The 19018-nt window shown below is 59.9% G+C and carries 18 protein-coding genes; 2 read left to right on the forward strand and 16 right to left on the reverse strand.

The genetic code is table 11. From position 1 onward, the window contains the following. Positions 1-173 precede the first annotated feature (173 nt). From BFQ04_RS05140 to BFQ04_RS05185, 10 genes are all read right to left on the reverse strand, one after another. A complete protein-coding gene (locus BFQ04_RS05140) occupies positions 174-434 on the reverse strand; it encodes a hypothetical protein (protein ID WP_065949865.1) in 261 nt (86 codons plus the stop codon). A gap of 79 nt (positions 435-513) precedes the next feature. After that, positions 514-1119 (reverse strand): START domain-containing protein, encoded by a 606-nt coding sequence (locus BFQ04_RS05145; RefSeq protein ID WP_065949866.1) that lies wholly within the window; start codon positions 1117-1119, stop codon positions 514-516. Positions 1120-1160: 41 nt separating this feature from the next. Further along, on the reverse strand, positions 1161-1415 hold the full coding sequence (locus tag BFQ04_RS05150) for a YkgJ family cysteine cluster protein (RefSeq protein WP_065949867.1): 255 nt from the start codon (positions 1413-1415) through the stop codon (positions 1161-1163). Between the two features lie 159 nt (positions 1416-1574). After that, positions 1575-2066: a translation initiation factor 2 gene (locus BFQ04_RS05155; RefSeq protein ID WP_065949868.1), complete on the reverse strand. Its 492-nt coding sequence runs from the start codon at positions 2064-2066 to the stop codon at positions 1575-1577. 93 nt (positions 2067-2159) lie between these two features. Further along, on the reverse strand, positions 2160-3599 hold the full coding sequence (locus BFQ04_RS05160; protein ID WP_005790467.1) for an aminotransferase-like domain-containing protein: 1440 nt from the start codon (positions 3597-3599) through the stop codon (positions 2160-2162). Between the two features lie 252 nt (positions 3600-3851). After that, on the reverse strand, positions 3852-4655 hold the full coding sequence (locus BFQ04_RS05165; protein WP_065949869.1) for an OmpA family protein: 804 nt from the start codon (positions 4653-4655) through the stop codon (positions 3852-3854). Beyond that, positions 4652-5014, reverse strand: a complete 363-nt coding sequence (locus BFQ04_RS05170; protein ID WP_065949870.1) for a DUF4398 domain-containing protein — start codon at positions 5012-5014, stop codon at positions 4652-4654. Before BFQ04_RS05170 ends, BFQ04_RS05165 begins: the two co-directional genes overlap by 4 nt. 9 nt (positions 5015-5023) lie before the next feature. Further along, complete coding sequence (locus tag BFQ04_RS05175; protein ID WP_065949871.1) at positions 5024-5839, reverse strand: substrate-binding periplasmic protein; 816 nt, start codon at positions 5837-5839, stop codon at positions 5024-5026. Positions 5840-5911: 72 nt separating this feature from the next. Then, positions 5912-6841, reverse strand: a complete 930-nt coding sequence (locus tag BFQ04_RS05180) for an electron transfer flavoprotein subunit alpha/FixB family protein (protein ID WP_065949872.1) — start codon at positions 6839-6841, stop codon at positions 5912-5914. A gap of 2 nt (positions 6842-6843) precedes the next feature. Next, complete coding sequence (locus tag BFQ04_RS05185; RefSeq protein ID WP_024076934.1) at positions 6844-7593, reverse strand: electron transfer flavoprotein subunit beta/FixA family protein; 750 nt, start codon at positions 7591-7593, stop codon at positions 6844-6846. Between the two features lie 506 nt (positions 7594-8099). On the opposite strand from BFQ04_RS05185, the gene BFQ04_RS05190 reads away from it, so the two are divergent. Beyond that, positions 8100-9764, forward strand: a complete 1665-nt coding sequence (locus BFQ04_RS05190) for an electron transfer flavoprotein-ubiquinone oxidoreductase (RefSeq protein ID WP_065949873.1) — start codon at positions 8100-8102, stop codon at positions 9762-9764. Positions 9765-9878: 114 nt separating this feature from the next. Here BFQ04_RS05190 and BFQ04_RS05195 read toward each other — a convergent pair whose 3' ends face one another. Continuing rightward, positions 9879-12266 (reverse strand): OspG family effector kinase, encoded by a 2388-nt coding sequence (locus BFQ04_RS05195; RefSeq protein WP_065949874.1) that lies wholly within the window; start codon positions 12264-12266, stop codon positions 9879-9881. 165 nt (positions 12267-12431) lie between these two features. Continuing rightward, complete coding sequence (locus tag BFQ04_RS05200; protein ID WP_057721141.1) at positions 12432-13325, reverse strand: AraC family transcriptional regulator; 894 nt, start codon at positions 13323-13325, stop codon at positions 12432-12434. Between the two features lie 247 nt (positions 13326-13572). Between BFQ04_RS05200 and BFQ04_RS05205 the strand changes: the two genes are divergently transcribed. Next, entirely contained in the window at positions 13573-14625 is a 1053-nt protein-coding gene (locus BFQ04_RS05205) for an NAD(P)-dependent alcohol dehydrogenase (RefSeq protein WP_065887924.1), read from the forward strand. On the opposite strand, the gene BFQ04_RS05210 is transcribed toward BFQ04_RS05205, so the two are convergent. From BFQ04_RS05210 to BFQ04_RS05225, 4 genes are all read right to left on the reverse strand, one after another. Next, positions 14626-15429, reverse strand: coding sequence for an IclR family transcriptional regulator (locus tag BFQ04_RS05210; RefSeq protein WP_065895466.1), 804 nt, complete (start codon positions 15427-15429; stop codon positions 14626-14628). A gap of 185 nt (positions 15430-15614) precedes the next feature. After that, complete coding sequence (araH, locus tag BFQ04_RS05215) at positions 15615-16580, reverse strand: L-arabinose ABC transporter permease AraH (RefSeq protein ID WP_065949885.1); 966 nt, start codon at positions 16578-16580, stop codon at positions 15615-15617. A 19-nt stretch (positions 16581-16599) separates the two neighbouring features. Then, positions 16600-18099, reverse strand: a complete 1500-nt coding sequence (araG, locus tag BFQ04_RS05220; RefSeq protein WP_065949875.1) for an L-arabinose ABC transporter ATP-binding protein AraG — start codon at positions 18097-18099, stop codon at positions 16600-16602. Further along, the coding region (locus BFQ04_RS05225) for a substrate-binding domain-containing protein (protein ID WP_065932500.1) at positions 18096-19018 on the reverse strand (923 nt) is incomplete at its 5' end. The genes BFQ04_RS05225 and araG, both read right to left, overlap by 4 nt.

A 19018-nucleotide genomic window follows, 5' to 3' on the forward strand; every position in this document is an offset into this window, starting at 1 on the left:
CTTCCTGAAGCCCGCGCGCTACTGGCGCGGGTACCACGGCAATGACGACCGCAGGAAAACAAGCATGTAGCTGACAAGACCAGACCTTAGCGATTGATTCGCTGATCTCGATTGCAGAGTAGCGCGAAGCTACCAGCTGCACCAGAGGCGCAAGGATGGCGTATAGGGAATATTCAGGCGGCGGGTTCGACCTTGAGGTCTTTGATACCATTTTGGTCGTGCAAGCTCTTGACCGTCGGCTCGGGAACACGATCGGCAAGATCGTTGAGGTCCAACTTTTCCAATACCGGCGACACGCGTACCCGCACCATCTGTGCAGCCTCTTCCAGCGTCGGCTCATGATCGCAGTCAAATTGCTCGACTACCGGCTCACCACGGTCATTGATGAAAGAAATGTTCCACTTCGGCATCGGTGCCTCCTCGATAAAACCCATGTGTGGGCTCACATCTATCTGGACCTTGAGGGTTTACCAAACGTTCCACTCAAGACAGGAGGCACAGGATTCGCCGCGTTTACTTCTCGGCGTGTTCCTTCAGGGCTTTCAAGGTGTTGAACGGCGCGTCCACCACAAACTTGTTGGCCAACCACGATGGCACGCTGCCGCCTGGCTCGGTGTGCACCTGGTAGGTCACTTCGGTTTCGTTGGCGCTTTTGGGCACCAGCGTCCAGGCACCTTCCACCTGGGCGACTCGAACATAGCCTTTTTCTTCGGGCTTGTAGGTCGGTACGCCTTCCAGTTTGCGGGTGACGGCGCCGTCAGCGGACTTGGTGGTAGTGACATGGATATACGAATCACGGTCCGTCACCGGGAACGGCGCCTTGAACTGGGTGTAGGTCCAGGCCTCATCGCCTTTCTTGTCGACGAGCTTTTGCGATTTGCACTCATGAATCCACTTGCAGGCGCCCGCTACATCCTCCTGCAGCGCAACAATCTTCGCCAAGGGCGCCTTGATCACCGTCACCCCGCGATAGGCCTTGTACTTGGAACCGGCCACTTCACTCAGGGATACCTTGATCCCGTCCTCGTCCTTGGCCACTTGCCAATCCTCGGCCTGGGCGGCGCCAGCGAACATCATTGTAAAACCGCAGACCACAGCCATTCGTTTCAGCGAACCCATCGATGTATTCCTTATTGTTGAAGTTCCGATAGTAAAGCCCATCAAGCCGCCGTCATCTGCTCCCACCAGCCGATCAAGCGGATCGCGTCGGTCTGGTCGGTGCCGCAGACGTCGATATCTGCCTTGAAATCGCTGCACACCGCCGGCCGCTCCGGTTGACCGAACAACTGGCACAGTTGTTCGACCGACAAGTGCAGGCAGCGAACGCCGGCAGGTTTGCCCTGGGGCATTCCCGGCAGCGGCGAACTGATGGAGGGAGCGATGCAGCAGGCGCCACAGCCTTCACGGCATTTCATGACCAGCAGGTCCTCGACGACTCAATGGGATGGCCGGGCTAGAGTACGCCCTTAAACAGCCGTTTTAAAATGGTCCAACAGGGGTTTTTCGCACAAAACCAAGGTGACTGACCAGTCTGCGACAGATGGTCGGGGCCGTGGGTCACTGGGATAGAACGTTTATTGCTTGAATTCGAAATCCAGCGCGGCACCTTCCACATCACGCCGTTCTTCGTTGCGCAATTGCAGCTTCATCTCGTTGCTGAGCAAGCGGCCATTGATTTGAAACGCGCTGTTGTCGGAAGGTTTGTCACCGAACATGGGCGGCAATAACGGCACGCTCTTGGGTTTGGGCATGGTGCCGATGGGTTGCAACAGCCTGACCATGTCCGATGGCAGGGAAAGGTCCAACTGTGCCGGTGGCAGTTTGGTCTGGGCGACTTCACGAGCGGACTTGGACTTGCTCGCAATCGGTGCGCGCTTTTTTGACTTGGCGGTTTTTTTCTTCGTCTGTGGCGCTTTCTTTACCGCTGCCGGTTTTTGCGCAGCAGCATTCTGCTCGGCGCTTGCGCCAGGCTGGGATTGCTTGACGGGCGACGCCGCCAGCGCAGTGCCAACGTTGCATAGGCTTAACAAGCCAACCATCCAGACAGCGCGAAAAATAGAGTTCATATCGCCAACAGCATTAACGGCAGAAGGCCATATGCTCGCTTGTTGTGCGGGGCATGACAAGCACGCAGATCAATCTTGTCCCCATTGCCCCGCTCAAAAGCCCGCCGCCGTCTCCTGGCACAACTGGCTGGCAAGCATGCCCAGGGTCATCAGCGCACGCTCTGCCTCGCGGTTCCACGGGGTGCCGCAATTGAGCCGGATACAGTGGTTGAACTGCTCCGTATTACTGAAAATCAGCCCCGGCGCGATACTGATGCCCTGTTGCAGGGCGCGCACGTGCAGTTCCTGGGTATTGACCCTTCCTGGCAAACTGACCCACAAAATAAAGCCGCCGGTCGGGCGTGTCATCTGTGTGCCTTCGGGGAAATACTGCTGCACCGCCAGTTGAAAAGCGCTGAGGTTCTTGCGGTATTCCTGGCGGATGTAACGCAGGTGCCGGTCGTAACCGCCATTCTCCAGGTAAGCGGCAACGCCCATCTGGGTGACGCTGCACGCGGAATGGGTGCTGAACATCTGCAAACGCTGGATTTCCTGCTGGTACTTGCCGGCAATCATCCAGCCGATGCGCACGCCGGGGGACAAGGTCTTGGAAAAACTCGAGCAATAGATCACCCGGTCAAGACGGTCATAGGCTTTCAGGGCCTTGGTGCGGCCCAGTTCGAACATCAGCTCGCCGTAGATATCGTCCTCGACGATCTGGATATCGAAATCCGAGGCCAGGCGCAGTAACTGTTTCTGCCGCTCTTCGGGCATGGTCCCGCCCAACGGATTGCTCAGGCGCGTGGTCAGCACCAACGCTTTGATCGACCACTGGTTGGCGGCCAGTTGCAGGGCCTCCAGGCTCATGCCGGTGGCCGGGTCACTGGGGATCTCGATAACCTTGAGGCCCAGCAGGTCGGCCAGTTGCAGCAAGCCGTAATAGGTCGGTGACTCGGCGGCGATCAGGTCGCCGGGGCGCGTCAGCACGCGCAGGGACATTTGCAACGCATCGACGCAGCCGTGGGTGATCACCACTTCGCTGGGGTCCACCACCACGCCGGCATCGCGCATGCGAATCGCCACCTGACGGCGCAGCGGTTCAAAGCCCGGGCTGAACATGTAGCTGAAAGCGCGCGGGCTCTGGAAGCGCGTGACCTTGGCCAGTTGCTGGTGCAATGCCCGTACCGGCAGGTAATCCACACTCGGCACCGCCGCGCCCAGGGGGAATACGCCTTCGCGCCGCGACTCGACCAGCACTTGCTGGATGATGCTGCTGCGGGTGACCAACCCCGGACGTTCAACCCGCGCGATATCCGGCGTCGGCGCCGTGAGTGCCGGTGTCTGGTGCACGTAATAACCCGATTGCGGCCGCGCCCTGATCAGCCCCTGATCTTCCAGGTTGGCATAGGCCTGCAGCACCGTGGCATGGCTCACGTTGAGCTGGGAGCTCATCTTGCGCACCGAAGGCACGCGCTCCCCCGGCTGATAAACACCACGCCGGATGTCCTCAGCCAATTGCTGGGCAATACGTTGGTAGAGCAACAGATTGGTCATGACGCAGCACTCGATTTCACGGGCATTTTATTTTTGTGTGAAACATACCGGCACAGTTTAGAAGTGTACGGGGACAGTTGCCACAATAGTCGAGCACGGGCCGCAGTGACAGAAAAAACTGTAAGGGCGTACACCTGACGAAATGCGGGAGGGGGCTTGCCCCCGATAGCAGTGTGTCAGTCAGAAATGTTCCAACTGAACCACCGCTATCGGGGGCAAGCCCCCTCCCACATTCTGATCTGCGCCGGGCGCTTAGCGAGCGGCGCCCAGTTGGCCTTTTTCGTCGGAGAACACAATTTCCACCCGGCGGTTCTGCGCACGGCCACGTTCGGAAGCATTGGCCTCCACTGGGTACTTGTCGCCATAGCCCTCGACCTGGATACGTTTTTCGTCGATTCCCAGGTCAATCAGCACATCTGCCACCGACTGGGCACGGTCACGGGACAGGTTCAGGTTGTCGCGTTCGCCCCCGGTATCATCGGTGTAACCCTCGATACGCACCTTGCGCCTTGGGTTCAGCTGCAGGAACTGCACGACCTTCAACACTGTACGGTTGGCCGAATTCTGCAACTCGGCTTCGCCGGTATCGAACAAGACATCGCCCAGGGTCATCACCAGGCCACGGTCGGTCTGGGTGGTCAGGCTGGCGATTTGCTGTTCGACCCACTTGCCCTGCTGCTGCACGCTGGCCAACTTGCTTTCACGCAAGGCCAATTGCAGACGCTGGCGTTCCAACTCGAGTTTGGCAAGGCGCTCGGCGTTCAGTCCCTGCTCGGTGTGTTCGCGGGCGATGGCACTGTAGCGTTGGCTCAGGTAGGCGTAATGCACCACGTCGGCGCCGCTGCCCCAATAGCTGGACAGGCGATCGGCACGCGCCAGGGACTCCCCGGCGCGGATCACATCCTTGGGCGCGAAACGCAATACATTGGCGTCTTCCTTGACCAACTGAAAGTCACTGCCGGCCTGTTGCAACGCCTGCTCGCTACTGGGCTGGCTGGCACAGCCGCCCAGCGCCGCAGCGCTGAGCAGCAACGCCACACTCACACTGCGGATCATTGGGCTTCTCCCAACTGCAACTGCTTGCGCAGGCGCGCGATGCGAGTGTTGACCACATTCAATTGTTCCTGGCTCTTGCCGGTCAGCACTTTGGCCTCGGCCAGGCGCGCATCCAGCTCAGCCTGTTCGGCGCGCATGCGTGCATGTTTGTAGGACTGGTCGGCCATGTTGCTTTGGGCTCTGGCGAATTTTTCTTCGGCCAGTTTCAGTTCGGGCGATTCATCGGTATTGGCACCGACTGCGTTGGCTTGCTCCAGGGCTTGCTGGGTCAGGCGCATTTGTTCGGTCGGCGCAGGATCGGTGGCACATCCCGCCAGGGCGACAACGGCCAGGGCCGCGAAAAGAGGTCGAAGAGTCACTGAAAATCCCTACTTTGTTGGGGTACCGACGGGTTGTTGCAATTGCGCCTTCCAGCGCTCGAGATTGCGCTGCAACGCGGCTTCCGCGGCACCGGACGCGGGCAATTCTGTCATCTTTTTAGCCAGCTGTCCGCGCAGCCACGGATCATTGCAGGCCGAATTGTGGGATATGGCCAGGTACAGGCCGGGCTGGTCGATCGGTATGTCGCGCGCGATCAGGTCATTGTTCATGCCCAGGGTCTGGGCCATCGCCATGCCGGAATAGCGGCTGGCAAGTACATAGTCAACCTCCCCCAGCAACAGCTTCTGGAAGGCTGGCGTCAGGCTGGGCAGACGCTGCAAGGTCAATTGCTCACCGGCAAAGGTATCGAACCCGGCACTCAGGCGAGCGCGCTCCGAGGCGGCGCCCTTATGGCCATGCAAGTCGGCAGCGGTGGTGTAGACCAGGGGCGAGTCCTTGCGCGTCCACACCAGATAATCGATCTGCATCAACGCCGGGTGTATGTAGTCGAGGTTTTCCAGCTCGCCGAGATTCAACGGCGCATCGGCGAGGATATCCATGCGTCCGCTGCGCACTTCGTCCAGGGCCTGGGAGCGCTTGCCGCCGTAAAGCAGGTCGATCTTCAGGCCCAGGTCCGTGGCTACGTGTTGCAGCACATCGGCGGTGGCACCGATCAGGTGAGTCGGGTCCTGCGGGTCGCGCCACAGCAACGGCGGTGCATCCGGGCTGCCGGTAATGACCAGGCGCTCGCACTTGCCGGCCGCCAGCGACAAGGTCGGCAGCAGCGTAAAGCCCAGCAGCGGGATCAGGGAACGCAGTTGCATGGCGAGGAGCTCCTACACGTCAAAAAAAAGCCCGGTCACAAGACCGGGCTCTTTATAAGTGAAGCGACTGGATTAGACCAGCTTCTCCAACTCGGGTACGGCTTCGAACAAGTCCGCCACCAGGCCATAATCCGCCACCTGGAAGATCGGTGCTTCTTCGTCCTTGTTGATCGCAACGATCACTTTGGAATCTTTCATACCAGCCAGATGCTGGATCGCGCCGGAGATACCGACGGCAATGTACAGCTGTGGCGCAACGATCTTGCCGGTCTGGCCGACCTGCATGTCGTTGGGTACGAAGCCTGCGTCAACGGCTGCGCGGGAAGCGCCGACCGCCGCGCCCAGCTTGTCGGCCAGGGCGTACAGGTGCTTGAAGTTGTCACCGTTCTGCATGCCACGGCCGCCGGAAACGACGATCTTGGCAGCGGTCAGCTCGGGACGGTCCGACTTGGCCAGCTCTTCGCCAACAAAGCTGGAGGTGCCGGCGTCGTGGGCAGCAGCGACGGCTTCAACGGTGGCCGAACCGCCTTCGGCGGCCACCGGGTCGAAACCGGTGGCGCGTACGGTGATGACTTTGACCGCAGCGTTGGACTGCACGGTGGCAATGGCGTTGCCGGCGTAGATCGGGCGCTTGAAGGTGTCGGCGCTTTCGACCGAGATGATCTCGGAGATCTGGTCAACGTCCAGCTGCGCGGCAACGCGTGGCAGGATGTTCTTGCCGTTGGAGGTGGCGGCAGCCAGGATGTGGCTGTAGCCGGCGCCAAGCTCTGCAACCAGCGGCGCAACGTTTTCCGGCAACTGATGCGCGTAAGCGGCGTTGTCGGCGTTGAGCACTTTGCTCACGCCAGCGATTTTCGCGGCGGCTTCAGCCACCGGACCAGCGCCCTGACCCGCTACCAGCACGTGGATGTCGCCACCGATTTTAGCGGCAGCGGCCACGGTGTTCAGGGTGACCGGGGCCAGCACCTTGTTATCGTGTTCGGCGATTACGAGGATAGTCATGATCAGATCACCTTCGCTTCGTTTTTCAGTTTCTCGACCAGTTCAGCCACCGACTTGACCTTGATGCCCGCGCTGCGTGCAGCCGGCGCTTCGACTTTGACGGTCTTGTTGGTGGAGGCGGTGGAAACGCCCAAAGCATCCGGAGTCAGCACTTCAAGCGGCTTCTTCTTGGCTTTCATGATGTTTGGCAGGGACGCATAGCGCGGCTCGTTCAAACGCAGGTCGGTGGTGACGATGGCCGGCAGTTTCAAGGAAACCGTCTGCGCGCCGCCGTCGATTTCACGGGTGACCGCAACGCTGTCGCCACTCACTTCGACTTTCGAAGCGAAGGTGCCCTGGCCGTAACCGGTCAGTGCAGCCAGCATCTGGCCGGTCTGGTTGTTGTCGCTGTCGATGGCTTGTTTGCCAAGGATCACCAGCTGCGGCTGTTCCTTGTCGACAACGGCCTTGAGCAACTTGGCCACGGCCAGTGAGGTCAGCTCTTCGGCGGACTCGACCAGAATGGCGCGGTCGGCGCCCAGTGCCAGGGCGGTGCGCAATTGCTCCTGGGCAGTGGTCGGGCCGATGGAAACCACGACGATCTCGGTCGCCACGCCTTTCTCTTTCAGGCGTACGGCTTCTTCCACGGCGATTTCACAGAATGGGTTCATCGACATCTTGACGTTAGCAAGGTCGACGCCGGAATTGTCCGCCTTGACGCGAACTTTCACGTTGTAATCGACAACGCGTTTGACAGCTACAAGAACCTTCATGGATTCCTCGTTACTCTCCGGTGAAAAGAAAGTCGCCTAGGCGAACCTGGCGGTTGATGCTCATCGGCACACAAGGGCACCTCCAAAACCGTCGGTGGATGACTCAGCGATGGGCAAGTAATGACCGTTCGTCAGGGGTGACTGAGAAGTCATTCTTTATCGCAGCGTGTAAACTGCACGCCATCGTTGTGCGCGCGTCACCGGCCTTGCTTTTGGACGTGCTCTTGAAACCTGCAGTCTGCCTACGGTCAGCGCAAAACCGACCGTATATTGACCGGAACGCCTATTCTGGTCAATACGGCAAAATGGTCAGTCATAAGCCGCGTTGCTTTGATTTACCTAGCCTGCGGGCAATTCAAACAAACGTTTGTATTGGACGCTGCCAGTGGTGTAGATATAATGCGCCACCTAGAGAGAGTGGTGGGTCGTGCCGTTGCAGCATGACACTACCCAACCTCCACCCATTAGAAAAAAAAGCCTGTTGAGCCTTGAGTAGGAGATAGCCTGTGGAACGCGAATACATGGAATTCGACGTGGTCATCGTCGGCGCCGGCCCGGCGGGCCTGTCCGCCGCCTGCCGACTGAAGCAGAAGGCCGCCGAAGCCGGTAAGGAAATCAGCGTCTGCGTGGTCGAGAAAGGCTCCGAAGTGGGCGCACACATTCTCTCCGGTGCCGTGTTCGAACCACGCGCCCTGAACGAATTGTTCCCGGACTGGAAAGCACTGGGCGCCCCGCTCAACACGCCGGTCGTGCGTGACGACATCTATGTACTGCGCAGCAGCGATACCTCCACCAGGGTTCCCGACTTCTTTGTGCCCAAGACCATGCACAACGAAGGCAACTATATTATTTCCCTGGGCAATCTGTGCCGCTGGCTGGCCCAGCAGGCCGAGAACCTGGGCGTGGAAATCTACCCAGGCTTTGCCGCCCAGGAAGCGCTGTTCGATGAAAATGGCGTGGTGCGCGGCATCATCACCGGTGACCTGGGCGTTGACCGCGAAGGCAAGCCCAAAGAGGGCCTGTACACCCCAGGCATGGAGCTGCGCGGCAAGTACACGCTGTTCGCCGAGGGCTGCCGTGGGCATATCGGCAAACAACTGATCCAGCGCTTCAACCTGGACAGCGACGCCGATGCCCAGCACTACGGCATCGGCCTCAAGGAAATCTGGGAAATCGATCCGGCCAAACATCAGCCAGGCCTGGTGGTGCACACCGCCGGCTGGCCGCTGGACATCATGGGTAACGAGAACACCGGTGGCTCGTTCCTTTATCACCTGGAAAACAATCAGGTGGTGGTCGGTCTGATCGTGGACCTGTCCTACAGCAACACCTTCCTGTCGCCGTTCGATGAGTTCCAGCGCCTCAAGCATCACCCGGTGCTGGCCCAATACCTGGAAGGCGGCAAGCGCGTCAGCTACGGCGCCCGTGCTATCTGCAAAGGTGGCCTGAACTCGCTGCCCAAGATGGTATTCAAGGGTGGCGCACTGATCGGTTGCGACCTCGGCACCCTGAACTTCGCCAAGATCAAGGGCAGCCACACCGCGATGAAGTCCGGCATGCTCGCAGCCGACGCGGTAGCCGACCGCCTGTTTGCCGAATCCGAAGGCGGTGACGAACTGACCGCGTATGTCGACAGCTTCAAAGCCAGCTGGTTGTACGAAGAGCTGTTCGCCAGCCGCAATTTCGGCCCGGCCGTGCACAAATTCGGCGCCATCATCGGCGGCGGCTTCAACTGGCTCGATCAGAACATTTTTGGCGGCAGGATTCCTTTCACCCTGCACGATACCAAGCCGGACTACGCCTGCCTCAAGCTGGCCAAGGACAGCCAGAAGATCGACTACCCCAAACCCGACGGCAAGCTGAGCTTCGACAAGCTGAGCTCGGTGTTCATCTCCGGCACCAACCACGAAGAAGAACAGCCGTGCCACCTCAAGCTCAAAGACCCGAGCATCCCGATCGGCACCAACCTGCCGCTCTACGATGAACCGGCGCAGCGTTATTGCCCGGCCGGCGTGTATGAAGTGGTGACTAAAGAAGACGGCGAGAAGCGTTTCCAGATCAACGCCCAGAACTGCGTGCACTGCAAGACCTGTGACATCAAGGACCCTTCGCAGAACATCACCTGGGTGACCCCGGAAGGCGCGGGTGGGCCGACTTACCCGAATATGTAACGCCGCGAGTAACGGTTCCACTCTGGTTGATGGGCCCACTTGCTCCGGCCGAATCGAAGGTCTTTTCGATTCGGCCGGAGCAAATGCTGTCAGCGTCTTGAATTGCCGACCGGCTCAACTGACAGCATTCGTTTTCAACGACTCCAACAATTCAACCATTTCCTCCAAAGACTGGTTATCCGGTTGAACCTCCTCCCTCAGATTCCAAATACTGTAGCGGTCATCGGACTGCGCCAGGTTCACCCCTGCCTTCCTGGCCGAACCAAAATCCACCGGAAAACACTTCTGAGTGTTGGCGTCGTAAAGAATATTCCTTGCAGCCAAATCGTTATGAGCAATACCAGCGCTTTCCAACTCAGCCAGCATATTCAACAAGCTGGCCGACAAGCCCTCAGGCAAGGCTTTCCCTCCCGCCATCAGTTGTTCCAGCGATTCTCCCGGCACGTTGGGCATACGCATATAGGAAACGGTGTCGGCTGCATTACTGCCGAGGAACGTCGCGCGCTCCCCTCCATAATATCGGTTGAACAACGCCACCTCATTTTTCATATCGGCAACGCGCTCGGCAGTCGGCAGAGGGAAGGTGACTTTGATCACATAGTCGGCATCGTCCGGGTCGGCATAAACCATCGCACGGGAGCCAAACCCGACGGGGTCTTTCAATCGGCCCTCAAGTTCATCCAGACCGCCGCCCACGACACCTCTTCGCTGCCAGATACCCTGTGCATCAGGCGCGGCAACAATTGCGCTACTGGCCAACTTGTCGGGGTCATGCGGATCGACTACACGCAAAACGTAATGCGTGCCGTCGCCGGCATCCGGTGCATGAGCGGCGTAATAGGTTCTGCCACCCAACTCGATTTCCCGCATGCCTGGAAAAGACGAGCCCGCATTGGGCGCCCTCAGCAATTCCAGGTCGCTTGTCTGTGAGTTAACTTTCCAGCGGTAATGTTGAACGGGAGCGCTATTGGTTAACGAGGGTTCTCCCAACCCTGCGTCTGCCCTCGCGGTCGCAATTTCATGGACCAGTTGCAACCCTGATATCACTGCAGCGGCGCTGCCGCCAACTCGATCGTTTTGCGTCATGCCATTAATGGCGTCATGGACCCCAAAGACAATGTTGCCGGTATTCCCAATGACGGGCAGGTAACCGAAAGTACTGCCCCAAAACGCTTTGGCGGCCTTCCAGTTCTGTTGCGACGCCCCAAAAACCTCTGTCTGGTCGGCCCATATCGCGTTTTTTGCATTAACCGCCTGGAAATGAGGGGCAATGCCGCTCTTCAGATCGCCAAATTTCAAGTAATAATCGCTGTCTCTCGATTGCGTGTAATTGAATGTCTCGCGAACGGGTATGGCCTTATCCGCAAGCCAGTTTTTTCGGCCTGGGTACGTGACGCTATTACCGTGAATGAGCGTATCCAGAACATAGTCCGCCCTCGGCCAGTGCGCATCTTCGCCACCCTGGCGGTCACTGGCGTTGAAACTGTTCACTACGTGAGCGCGATTTCTTTCGGCCCATTTGGCAAAGTCATCATCTGCGTGCAATTCACTGACAGTGCCGTGTCTCAAGTCGACCATCAGGCCTTCATTAGGCCGATGGTCATAATCACCGTGATATTGAACATAAGGAACAAAGGCATAACCTGCCATTGAGTAGCCGTATATATTTGGAACAACGACGTTCCCGTTTGCTTCAAGTGTTCGAATGATAGCTTTCTGGCCCGCTAGCGTAAGCTGGCTAAAGGCAGCCTCGTCGTCACGAAGGCCTTGTAACGTCCCTTTGACCACATAGGCGTCTGCTTTCCCAGAGCGCTTTGCGAGTTCTCCGTTGGGATCGCGCATCGGCCTGGATACCTCTTGCTCCCAATGATCTTGGAGTGTGCTGCCCAGGGATTGGAGGTCTTTGATCGTATTTTTGTCCTGCGCGTTGATATGCATACCCTGGGCATTCAACTGGCCCCCCGGCGCTACTTCATCGTGTTTCAAAGCGCCGGCTGCGATTTGCCATGCGAAGTAGGTGCGCTCCTCCTGATTAGTCAAGTGAGAGGCGCCATTGAGCTCCTTGACATACGAGTTGAACGTCACCGTGATTTTTTGATGAGGGTCGTACCCCGCCGCCAGCAACCCACCGCTGAAATAGCCTGCGGGTTCCAAAAACGAGCGAATGTGCTGGAACCTGATATTGCTTTGGCCTTCGTCGCCAGTTTCTATCGTTTTGAGCTGCGCGACGACGCGACCGGCATAGGCATCGATTCGCTGTTCACGCTCGCCAAACGTATACCTCGCGCCGGGCGGCGTTACATCCAGCGAGCCGTAAATCACATGCTTGGAGAAATCAAGTTCGTGATTCGGATCAGGAAGGGATGTCGTGCTTTTTACGACATCCCCTGTCGTGTCCACCGCACGGTCGACCTCTCCCGCGGTTACAGTGTGTGCTGGCAGCGAAGCAACGGATTGTTGAGTGCTTACAAGAATCGTATGAGTGAGGGGCTGGACTTTCACGTGGAATACTTCCTGGGTCCCAGGACGTTTATTCGCCTGATGCAAGCGTGAGTGCAACACGCGCGAGGGCAGTTCCACGACCACCCTGCCGGAGCAGTCATCAGGTATTGCAAGCACACCGAGCCCATGGACGAACAGTTCACTTGGCGGGGTTACCCGGCAGATTCAGGCGGCCCGCTCTTCACCAGGATTACGCAGAAAGTAACGCTTGTACTCGCGACTGAACTGCGACGTACTCTGATACCCCACGCTGTGCGCCGCCTGCGCCACACCCATGCCGTCGACCAGCAGCAACTGCTGGGCCTTGAGTAACCGCAAGCGCTTGAGATACTGCACGGGCGACAACAGCGTGCAGCGTTTGAAGTGTTCGTGGAAGGTTGACGCACTCATGTGCGCGAAACCGGCCAGCGTCTCGATATTCAGCGGTTCGGCGTAATGGGCATGCAGGTGGTTCAGGGACGTGGCAATCCGCGAAAACTGCCCTTGCTGTTCCACCAATGCACGCAACACATCGGCCTGTGGCCCACGCAACGCGGTGAATAATAATTCGCGCACCCGCGCCGGCCCCATGATCCGGCTCTCCAGCGGATCGTGCAGGCATTGCAACAGCCGTTCGACGCACCCGCGCATGGCGTCATCGAGCACCACCGAACTCATCGACTCCAGGGTCTGCGCCGCCGGCGGTGGTCCGGCTTGCATGCCCATCGCCATGACCAACTCGCCCAGCACCACTCGATCAATTCCGACCGTCACGCCGAGCAAAGGCGCCCCGGGAGCCATGGCAAACGTCTCGCACTCGAACGGCACCGGCATGGCCTGGATCAGGTAGTGCCCGGCGCCGTACTCCAGCGTACGCGGCCCCAGATAGGCGACCTTGCTGCCCTGAGCCACGAACATCAGGCTCGGCTCGTAGATCTGCGGCCCACGCGCCACGTCGCAACTGGCGCGCAACACCTTTACGCCCGGCAGGTGAGTCGGCGAAAAGCCGTCACGGGACGCAAGCCCCTCAATCAAGGAAACCAGAGTGGCGTTGGCGTCGAGATGGCGGGTCAACAGCATAAAAGCGGTTCTCGGGGGGTGGGGGGGTGGGGGTCAGTGAGCTGTGAGCTGCAAGCTGCAAGCTGCAAGCTGTGAGCTGTGAGCTGTGAGCAGGTTACAGTTTATAGCTTGCAGCTTGAAGCTTGCCGCATTTAGCTGCCCCTCCGGAGCTTTAGGCATGAGACTCGGAGCAATCGCCATGGCCGCCTGCAGGGTCGGTGAGGAGAATGGACCGCCTCACTTTTCAATGCGTTTGCGAGGTTTCCTCATGTACACCGCCATCGGTTACGCCGCCCAGTCGGCCACCACTCCCCTCGCCCCCATGTCATTTGAACGCCGCAGCCCGCGCGCCGATGATGTGGCCATCGAGATTCTCTACTGCGGCGTGTGCCACTCCGATATCCACCAGGCACGCAACGAATGGGGCATCGCGGTTTACCCGCTGATGCCCGGCCACGAAATCGTCGGCAAGGTCACTGCGGTTGGCGCCAGCGTCACCTCCCATAAGGTCGGCGACTTGGTGGGCGTGGGCTGCATGGTCGATTCGTGCCGCCACTGCGACGCCTGCAAATCGGACCTCGAGCAATACTGCCTCGAAGGCCCGACCATGACCTACGCCACCCCGGACCGCGTGGACGGCAGCAACACCATGGGCGGTTACTCCGACAGCATCGTGGTCAGCGAACACTTCGTGGTGAAGATCCCGGCCAAGCTCGACCTGGCCAGCGCCGCGCCGATTCTCTGCGCGGGCATCACCACCTACTCGCCGCTCAAGCACTATGGCGTGAAGGCCGGTGACAAGGTCGGGATTCTCGGCATGGGCGGCCTGGGCCATATGGGTATCAAGTTCGCCAAGGCCATGGGCGCCGAAGTGACGCTGTTCACGCGCTCGGCGAGCAAGGCCGAAGAAGGCCGTCGCCAGGGCGCCGACCATGTGATCGTGTCCACTGATGCGGAGCAGATGAAAGCCGCCGCCGGGCACTTCGACTTCCTGCTCGACACCATCCCGGTGCAGCATGACCTGAACCCCTACCTCGACGTGCTGCGCTTTGACGGCGTGCATATCCTGGTCGGCCTGATCGAGCCGGTGGACCCGCCCGTCAATGCCGCCAAATTGGTATTGGGCCGTAAAGTGCTGGCCGGCTCGTTGATCGGCGGCATTGCCGAAACCCAGGAAGTCCTGGACTTCTGCGCCGAGCATGGCATCACCTGCGACATCGAGATGCTCGACATCCGCCAGATCAACGAGGCTTACACACGGATGATCGCCGGTGATGTGAAGTATCGCTTCGTCATCGACATGGCGACCCTGAAGGCCTGATCAGGCCTTCGCGCCCAGTTGCGCCGACAGCCGAGCCGCGACCTGTTTGATCACAGGGATCAGCTCGGCCATTTTCTCCAGCGGCATGTAGGGCACGGTACTGGCGATGCTGATGCCGGCGACGATTCGCCGGCTGGCATCGCGCACCGGTGCCGCGACGCAACGGATCGACGGTTCGTTGTCTTCCAGATCGAACGCATAACCGCCCACCACGTATTCATGCATGCGCTGCTCGAACTGCGCCCACGACTGCTCGGGGTGCTGCGGCCATTGCAGGTTCTTGCCCCCCGCCGGCAGACTGACGTCGTACAGGCGCTGCCACTCCTCCACGCTGTCATCGAGCATCAACGCCTTGCCGATGCCGGTGCGCGCCAGCGGCATGCGATGACCCACCCGCGAGCGCATTTCCGGCCCATTGCGGCCGGGGTTCTTGTGCAGGTAGAGCACTTCGTCGTATTCGCGAATCGCCAGGTGGATGGTGTCGCCGGTGAGGGCCGACAACTCGTCCAGGTAGGGCACGGCCAGGTTTACCAGCGGCAGTTCTTCGCGCGCCTGGAAGCCCAGTTCGATCAGCTTGGGCCCCAGCAGGTAACCGACTTGGGGTACCACACGCAGGTAACGCTCCTCCACCAGGCAACTGGCCAGGCGATGGGTGGTGCTGCGGGTGGTACCGATACGTCGGGCGATCTCTTTGAGATCCCGCGCACCGGCCGCCACCGCCTGCACCACGCCCAGGCCACGCAGCAGGGTCTGGGTGCCGGTGGGGGCGGTGTCTTTGACGGGGGAGTGAGCGTTTTCCTGCATGTCGGGCCTATTGGGAAGTACGAAAACGGCGCCATTATGGCAAAAGCTGCCCTTCTGAACACAGGACATCCAATGTGGGAGGGGGCTTGCCCCCGATAGCGGTGGGTCAGCTTGCACATCTGTCTACTGATAGACCGCCATCGGGGGCAAGCCCCCTCCCACATTTAGTCCTCACATGGCATGAGTCAGCGTTGCTTCAGGCGGTCGATGATGACGGCCAATAGCAGGATCGAACCCCGAATCACGTACTGGTAAAACGTATCGATGTTCTTCAGGTTCATCGCGTTCTCGATGATCGCCAGGATCAACACCCCGGCAATCACATGGCGGATCATGCCGATACCGCCACTCAACGACACCCCGCCCAGCACGCACGCCGATATCACTGTCAGCTCGAAACCCTGGCCGATCATCGGCTGGCCCGAGGTCATGCGCGAAGCCAGGATCACCCCGGCCAGTGCGCCGATCAGGCCGTGTACGGCAAAGATGATGATCTTGGTGCGATCAACGTTGACCCCCGCCAGCAGCGCCGCTTCCGGGTTACCGCCGATGGCCATGGTGTTGCGCCCGTAGGTGGTGTAATTGAGCAACCAGCCGAAGAACACAAAGCAAAACACGGTAATGATGATCGGCACCGGCACGCCCATCAGCTGGCCATTGCCGAACACGAAAAAGCCTTCATCCATCACCCCCACCGCCTTGCCGTTGGAGAAGATGTAGGCCAGGCCGCGGACGATCTGCATGGTCGCCAAGGTCGCGATCAGCGCGTTGATGCGCAGCTTGGCGATGACGATGCCGTTGATCAGCCCCACCACCAGGCCCATGGCCAAAGCCGCCGACACGCCGAGCATCACGCTGTCGGTGTCGCGGATCACGATGCCCGCCACCACGCCGGCGCAGGCGATCACCGAGCCCACCGACAAGTCGAAATGCCCCGACGCCAGGCAGAACAACATGGTGCACGCGGCAATGCCCACCGTGGAAATGGCCAGGCCCAGCCCGCGCATGTTCAGCGGTGAGAGGAAGTTGTCGATAAACAGCGCGCTGAGCACAAAAATGCCCAACGCCGCCAAGAGCATCACCCAGTCATCCAGGAATTTGCGTTGGTTGAAACCCGGCCAGAAGCCCTTTGCAGTTTTTACCTGAGACATACCCGTGCCCTCGAATTCTTCAAGCCCGCGTGCGCGGGAGTGCCAGTTGCAACAGCCGTGCTTCATCCGCCTGTTCGCGGGGTAGCTCGCCTGTGAGGGTGCCTTCGCTCATCACCAGGATGCGGTCGGAAATGCCCATGACCTCCATCAGGTCGCTGGACACCACGATCACGGCAATGCCCTGCGCCGCGAGGTTGTGGATGATCTGGTAGATCTCGGCCTTGGCGCCGATGTCGATGCCGCGCGTGGGCTCGTCCAGCAGCAGCACTTTCATCGGCATCGACAACCAGCGGCCGAGAATGGCCTTCTGTTGGTTGCCGCCGGACAGGTACATGATCTTCTGCGCCACGTTCGGGGTCTTGACCTTCATGGCCTTGATTTGCCCGTCGGCGTTGCCCTTTTCCCAGCCATCGCGCAACAGCCAGCCGAACGCCGAATGCGCGCCACGGGCACTGATGTTGATGTTTTCGGCGACGCTGGACAGCGGGATGATGCCCTCCTTCTTGCGGTCTTCCGGACACAGCAGCACGCCGGCCGCGATGGCATCGCGCGGTGAGCGTAATTGCAGCGGCTCACCGCACAACTCCAGGCTGCCGGCACTGGCGCGTTCCAGGCCGCTGAGCAGACGGAACAGTTCCGTGCGCCCTGCCCCCACCAAGCCGAACAGGCCGAGAATTTCGCCTTTGCGCACGTTGAAACTGATCGGTTCGCGCAGGCCGGGGCCGAGCAGGCCGTCAACCTTCAGGGCGACGTCGCCATGCTCGCGCGGGCGATAGTCGTAGATGTCCTGGATATCGCGCCCGACCATGCAGGTCACCAACTGATCGTGGCTCAGCGCGCTCATGTCCTCGAAGGTGCGCACGAAGCGGCCGTCCTTGAACACCGTCACCGCATTGCAGATACGGAACACTTCTTCCATGCGATGCGAGACGTAGAGCACCACTTTGCCCTCATCGCGCAGGCGCGTGATGATCGCCATCAAGCGGTCGATCTCCCGCGCCGAGAGGCTGCTGGTCGGTTCATCGAAGGCAATCACATGGGCGCCACGGGACAGCGCCTTGGCGATTTCCACCAATTGGCGCTGACCCAGGGACAGGCGCCCGAGCTTTTCCTCGGGATCGATTTCATCGGCCAGGCCCTTGAGGCACGCCAGCGCCTGCTGGCGCAGCACGCCGCGGTTGACCACGCCAAAGCGCGACGGCAGATGCCCGAGGAACAGGTTTTCGGCGACGGTCATTTCCGGCACCAGGTGCAGCTCCTGATGGATCACCGCCACACCGCTGGCAATGCTGTCGGCGGCGTTCTTGAAGGCCATGGTCTGCTCGCCGATCTGCACCGTGCCGCTGCTGGGAATATAGGCGCCGCCGAGGATCTTCAGCAGCGTCGATTTACCCGCACCGTTCTCGCCCATCAGGGCGTGCACTTGCCCCGGGTGGGCGGTGAAGCTGATGCCATCGAGCGCCTTGACCCCAGGGAAGGTTTTGCCGATACCGTCAAAACGCAGGGCCGCAGCGGTCATTTCCACAGCCCGATCTTGGTCAGTTCTTCCTGGAAGTTGGCGCGGGTGATCAAGGTCACTTCGTCCATGGCGGTGTATTTGGCCGGTTCCTTGCCGGTGGTGACCCACTCGTACATTGCCAGCGCGGTGTTGTAGCCCTCGATATGCGGGCTTGGCAGCATCGAGCCGAAGAAGCCGCTGTCGGCTTTCTTCAATTCGCCGATGGCGTCGGTGCCATTGATGCCGATGCCGATCACGTTGGCGGCCTTGAAGCCGGCGCTTTCGGTAGCACGTACGCCGCCGAGCACGGTGTTGTCGTTCATGCCGCCGATGATCAGGTTTTTCGCGCCGCTGGGCAGCTTGACCAGGGCCGAGTTGGTGGCGTCCATGCTGCCGGGCACGTCGAGGGTTTTAAGCGCGGCGGTGAGGATGTGGTCCTTGGGAATGCCGGCTTCTTCCAGGGATTTGATCGAACCGTCGGTGCGTTTCTTGCCGGTGTCGAGTTCGTTGAAGGTGTTGATCACCGCGTAGGTGTCCTTCCAGTCCCACCCGCGTTTTTTCGCTTCGGCGGCCATGGCGGCGCCCTGCTTCTGGCCCACTTCAAACGCGGCCATGCCCAGGTACGGCACGTCTTCCATGAAGTTGCCCTTGGCGTCGACGAAGCGGTCGTCCACGGCCATCACTTTGAGGCCGTTGACCTTGGCCTTGGCGACGATGGCCGGGCCCAGGGACACATCCGGCGGGCAGATCACAAAGCCCTTGGCGCCGTTGGCGGCCAGGCTGTCGATGGCCGACAGGGTTTTCTCGCCATCCGGCACGGCGATCTTGATCACGGTGAAACCGTGCTCCTTGCCGGCTTTTTCGGCGAAGGCCCATTCGGTCTGGAACCAGGGTTCTTCGGCCTGCTTGACCAGGAAGCCGATCTTCACTTCTTCAGCGG

The organism is Pseudomonas sp. 37 R 15 (assembly GCF_900004865.1).
Classification (GTDB): domain Bacteria; phylum Pseudomonadota; class Gammaproteobacteria; order Pseudomonadales; family Pseudomonadaceae; genus Aquipseudomonas; species Aquipseudomonas fluorescens_AM.

Excerpts from the sequence above, each read along its gene's own strand:
- BFQ04_RS05140 (WP_065949865.1), bottom strand. The coding sequence starts at position 434 with ATGGGTTTTATCGAGGAGGCACCGATGCCGAAGTGGAACATTTCTTTC.
- BFQ04_RS05145 (WP_065949866.1), bottom strand. The coding sequence starts at position 1,119 with ATGGGTTCGCTGAAACGAATGGCTGTGGTCTGCGGTTTTACAATGATG.
- BFQ04_RS05150 (WP_065949867.1), bottom strand. The coding sequence starts at position 1,415 with ATGAAATGCCGTGAAGGCTGTGGCGCCTGCTGCATCGCTCCCTCCATC.
- BFQ04_RS05155 (WP_065949868.1), bottom strand. The coding sequence starts at position 2,066 with ATGAACTCTATTTTTCGCGCTGTCTGGATGGTTGGCTTGTTAAGCCTA.
- BFQ04_RS05160 (WP_005790467.1), bottom strand. The coding sequence starts at position 3,599 with ATGACCAATCTGTTGCTCTACCAACGTATTGCCCAGCAATTGGCTGAG.
- BFQ04_RS05165 (WP_065949869.1), bottom strand. The coding sequence starts at position 4,655 with ATGATCCGCAGTGTGAGTGTGGCGTTGCTGCTCAGCGCTGCGGCGCTG.
- BFQ04_RS05175 (WP_065949871.1), bottom strand. The coding sequence starts at position 5,839 with ATGCAACTGCGTTCCCTGATCCCGCTGCTGGGCTTTACGCTGCTGCCG.
- BFQ04_RS05180 (WP_065949872.1), bottom strand. The coding sequence starts at position 6,841 with ATGACTATCCTCGTAATCGCCGAACACGATAACAAGGTGCTGGCCCCG.
- BFQ04_RS05185 (WP_024076934.1), bottom strand. The coding sequence starts at position 7,593 with ATGAAGGTTCTTGTAGCTGTCAAACGCGTTGTCGATTACAACGTGAAA.
- BFQ04_RS05200 (WP_057721141.1), bottom strand. The coding sequence starts at position 13,325 with ATGCTGTTGACCCGCCATCTCGACGCCAACGCCACTCTGGTTTCCTTG.
- BFQ04_RS05205 (WP_065887924.1), top strand. The coding sequence starts at position 13,573 with ATGTACACCGCCATCGGTTACGCCGCCCAGTCGGCCACCACTCCCCTC.
- BFQ04_RS05210 (WP_065895466.1), bottom strand. The coding sequence starts at position 15,429 with ATGCAGGAAAACGCTCACTCCCCCGTCAAAGACACCGCCCCCACCGGC.
- araH (WP_065949885.1), bottom strand. The coding sequence starts at position 16,580 with ATGTCTCAGGTAAAAACTGCAAAGGGCTTCTGGCCGGGTTTCAACCAA.
- araG (WP_065949875.1), bottom strand. The coding sequence starts at position 18,099 with ATGACCGCTGCGGCCCTGCGTTTTGACGGTATCGGCAAAACCTTCCCT.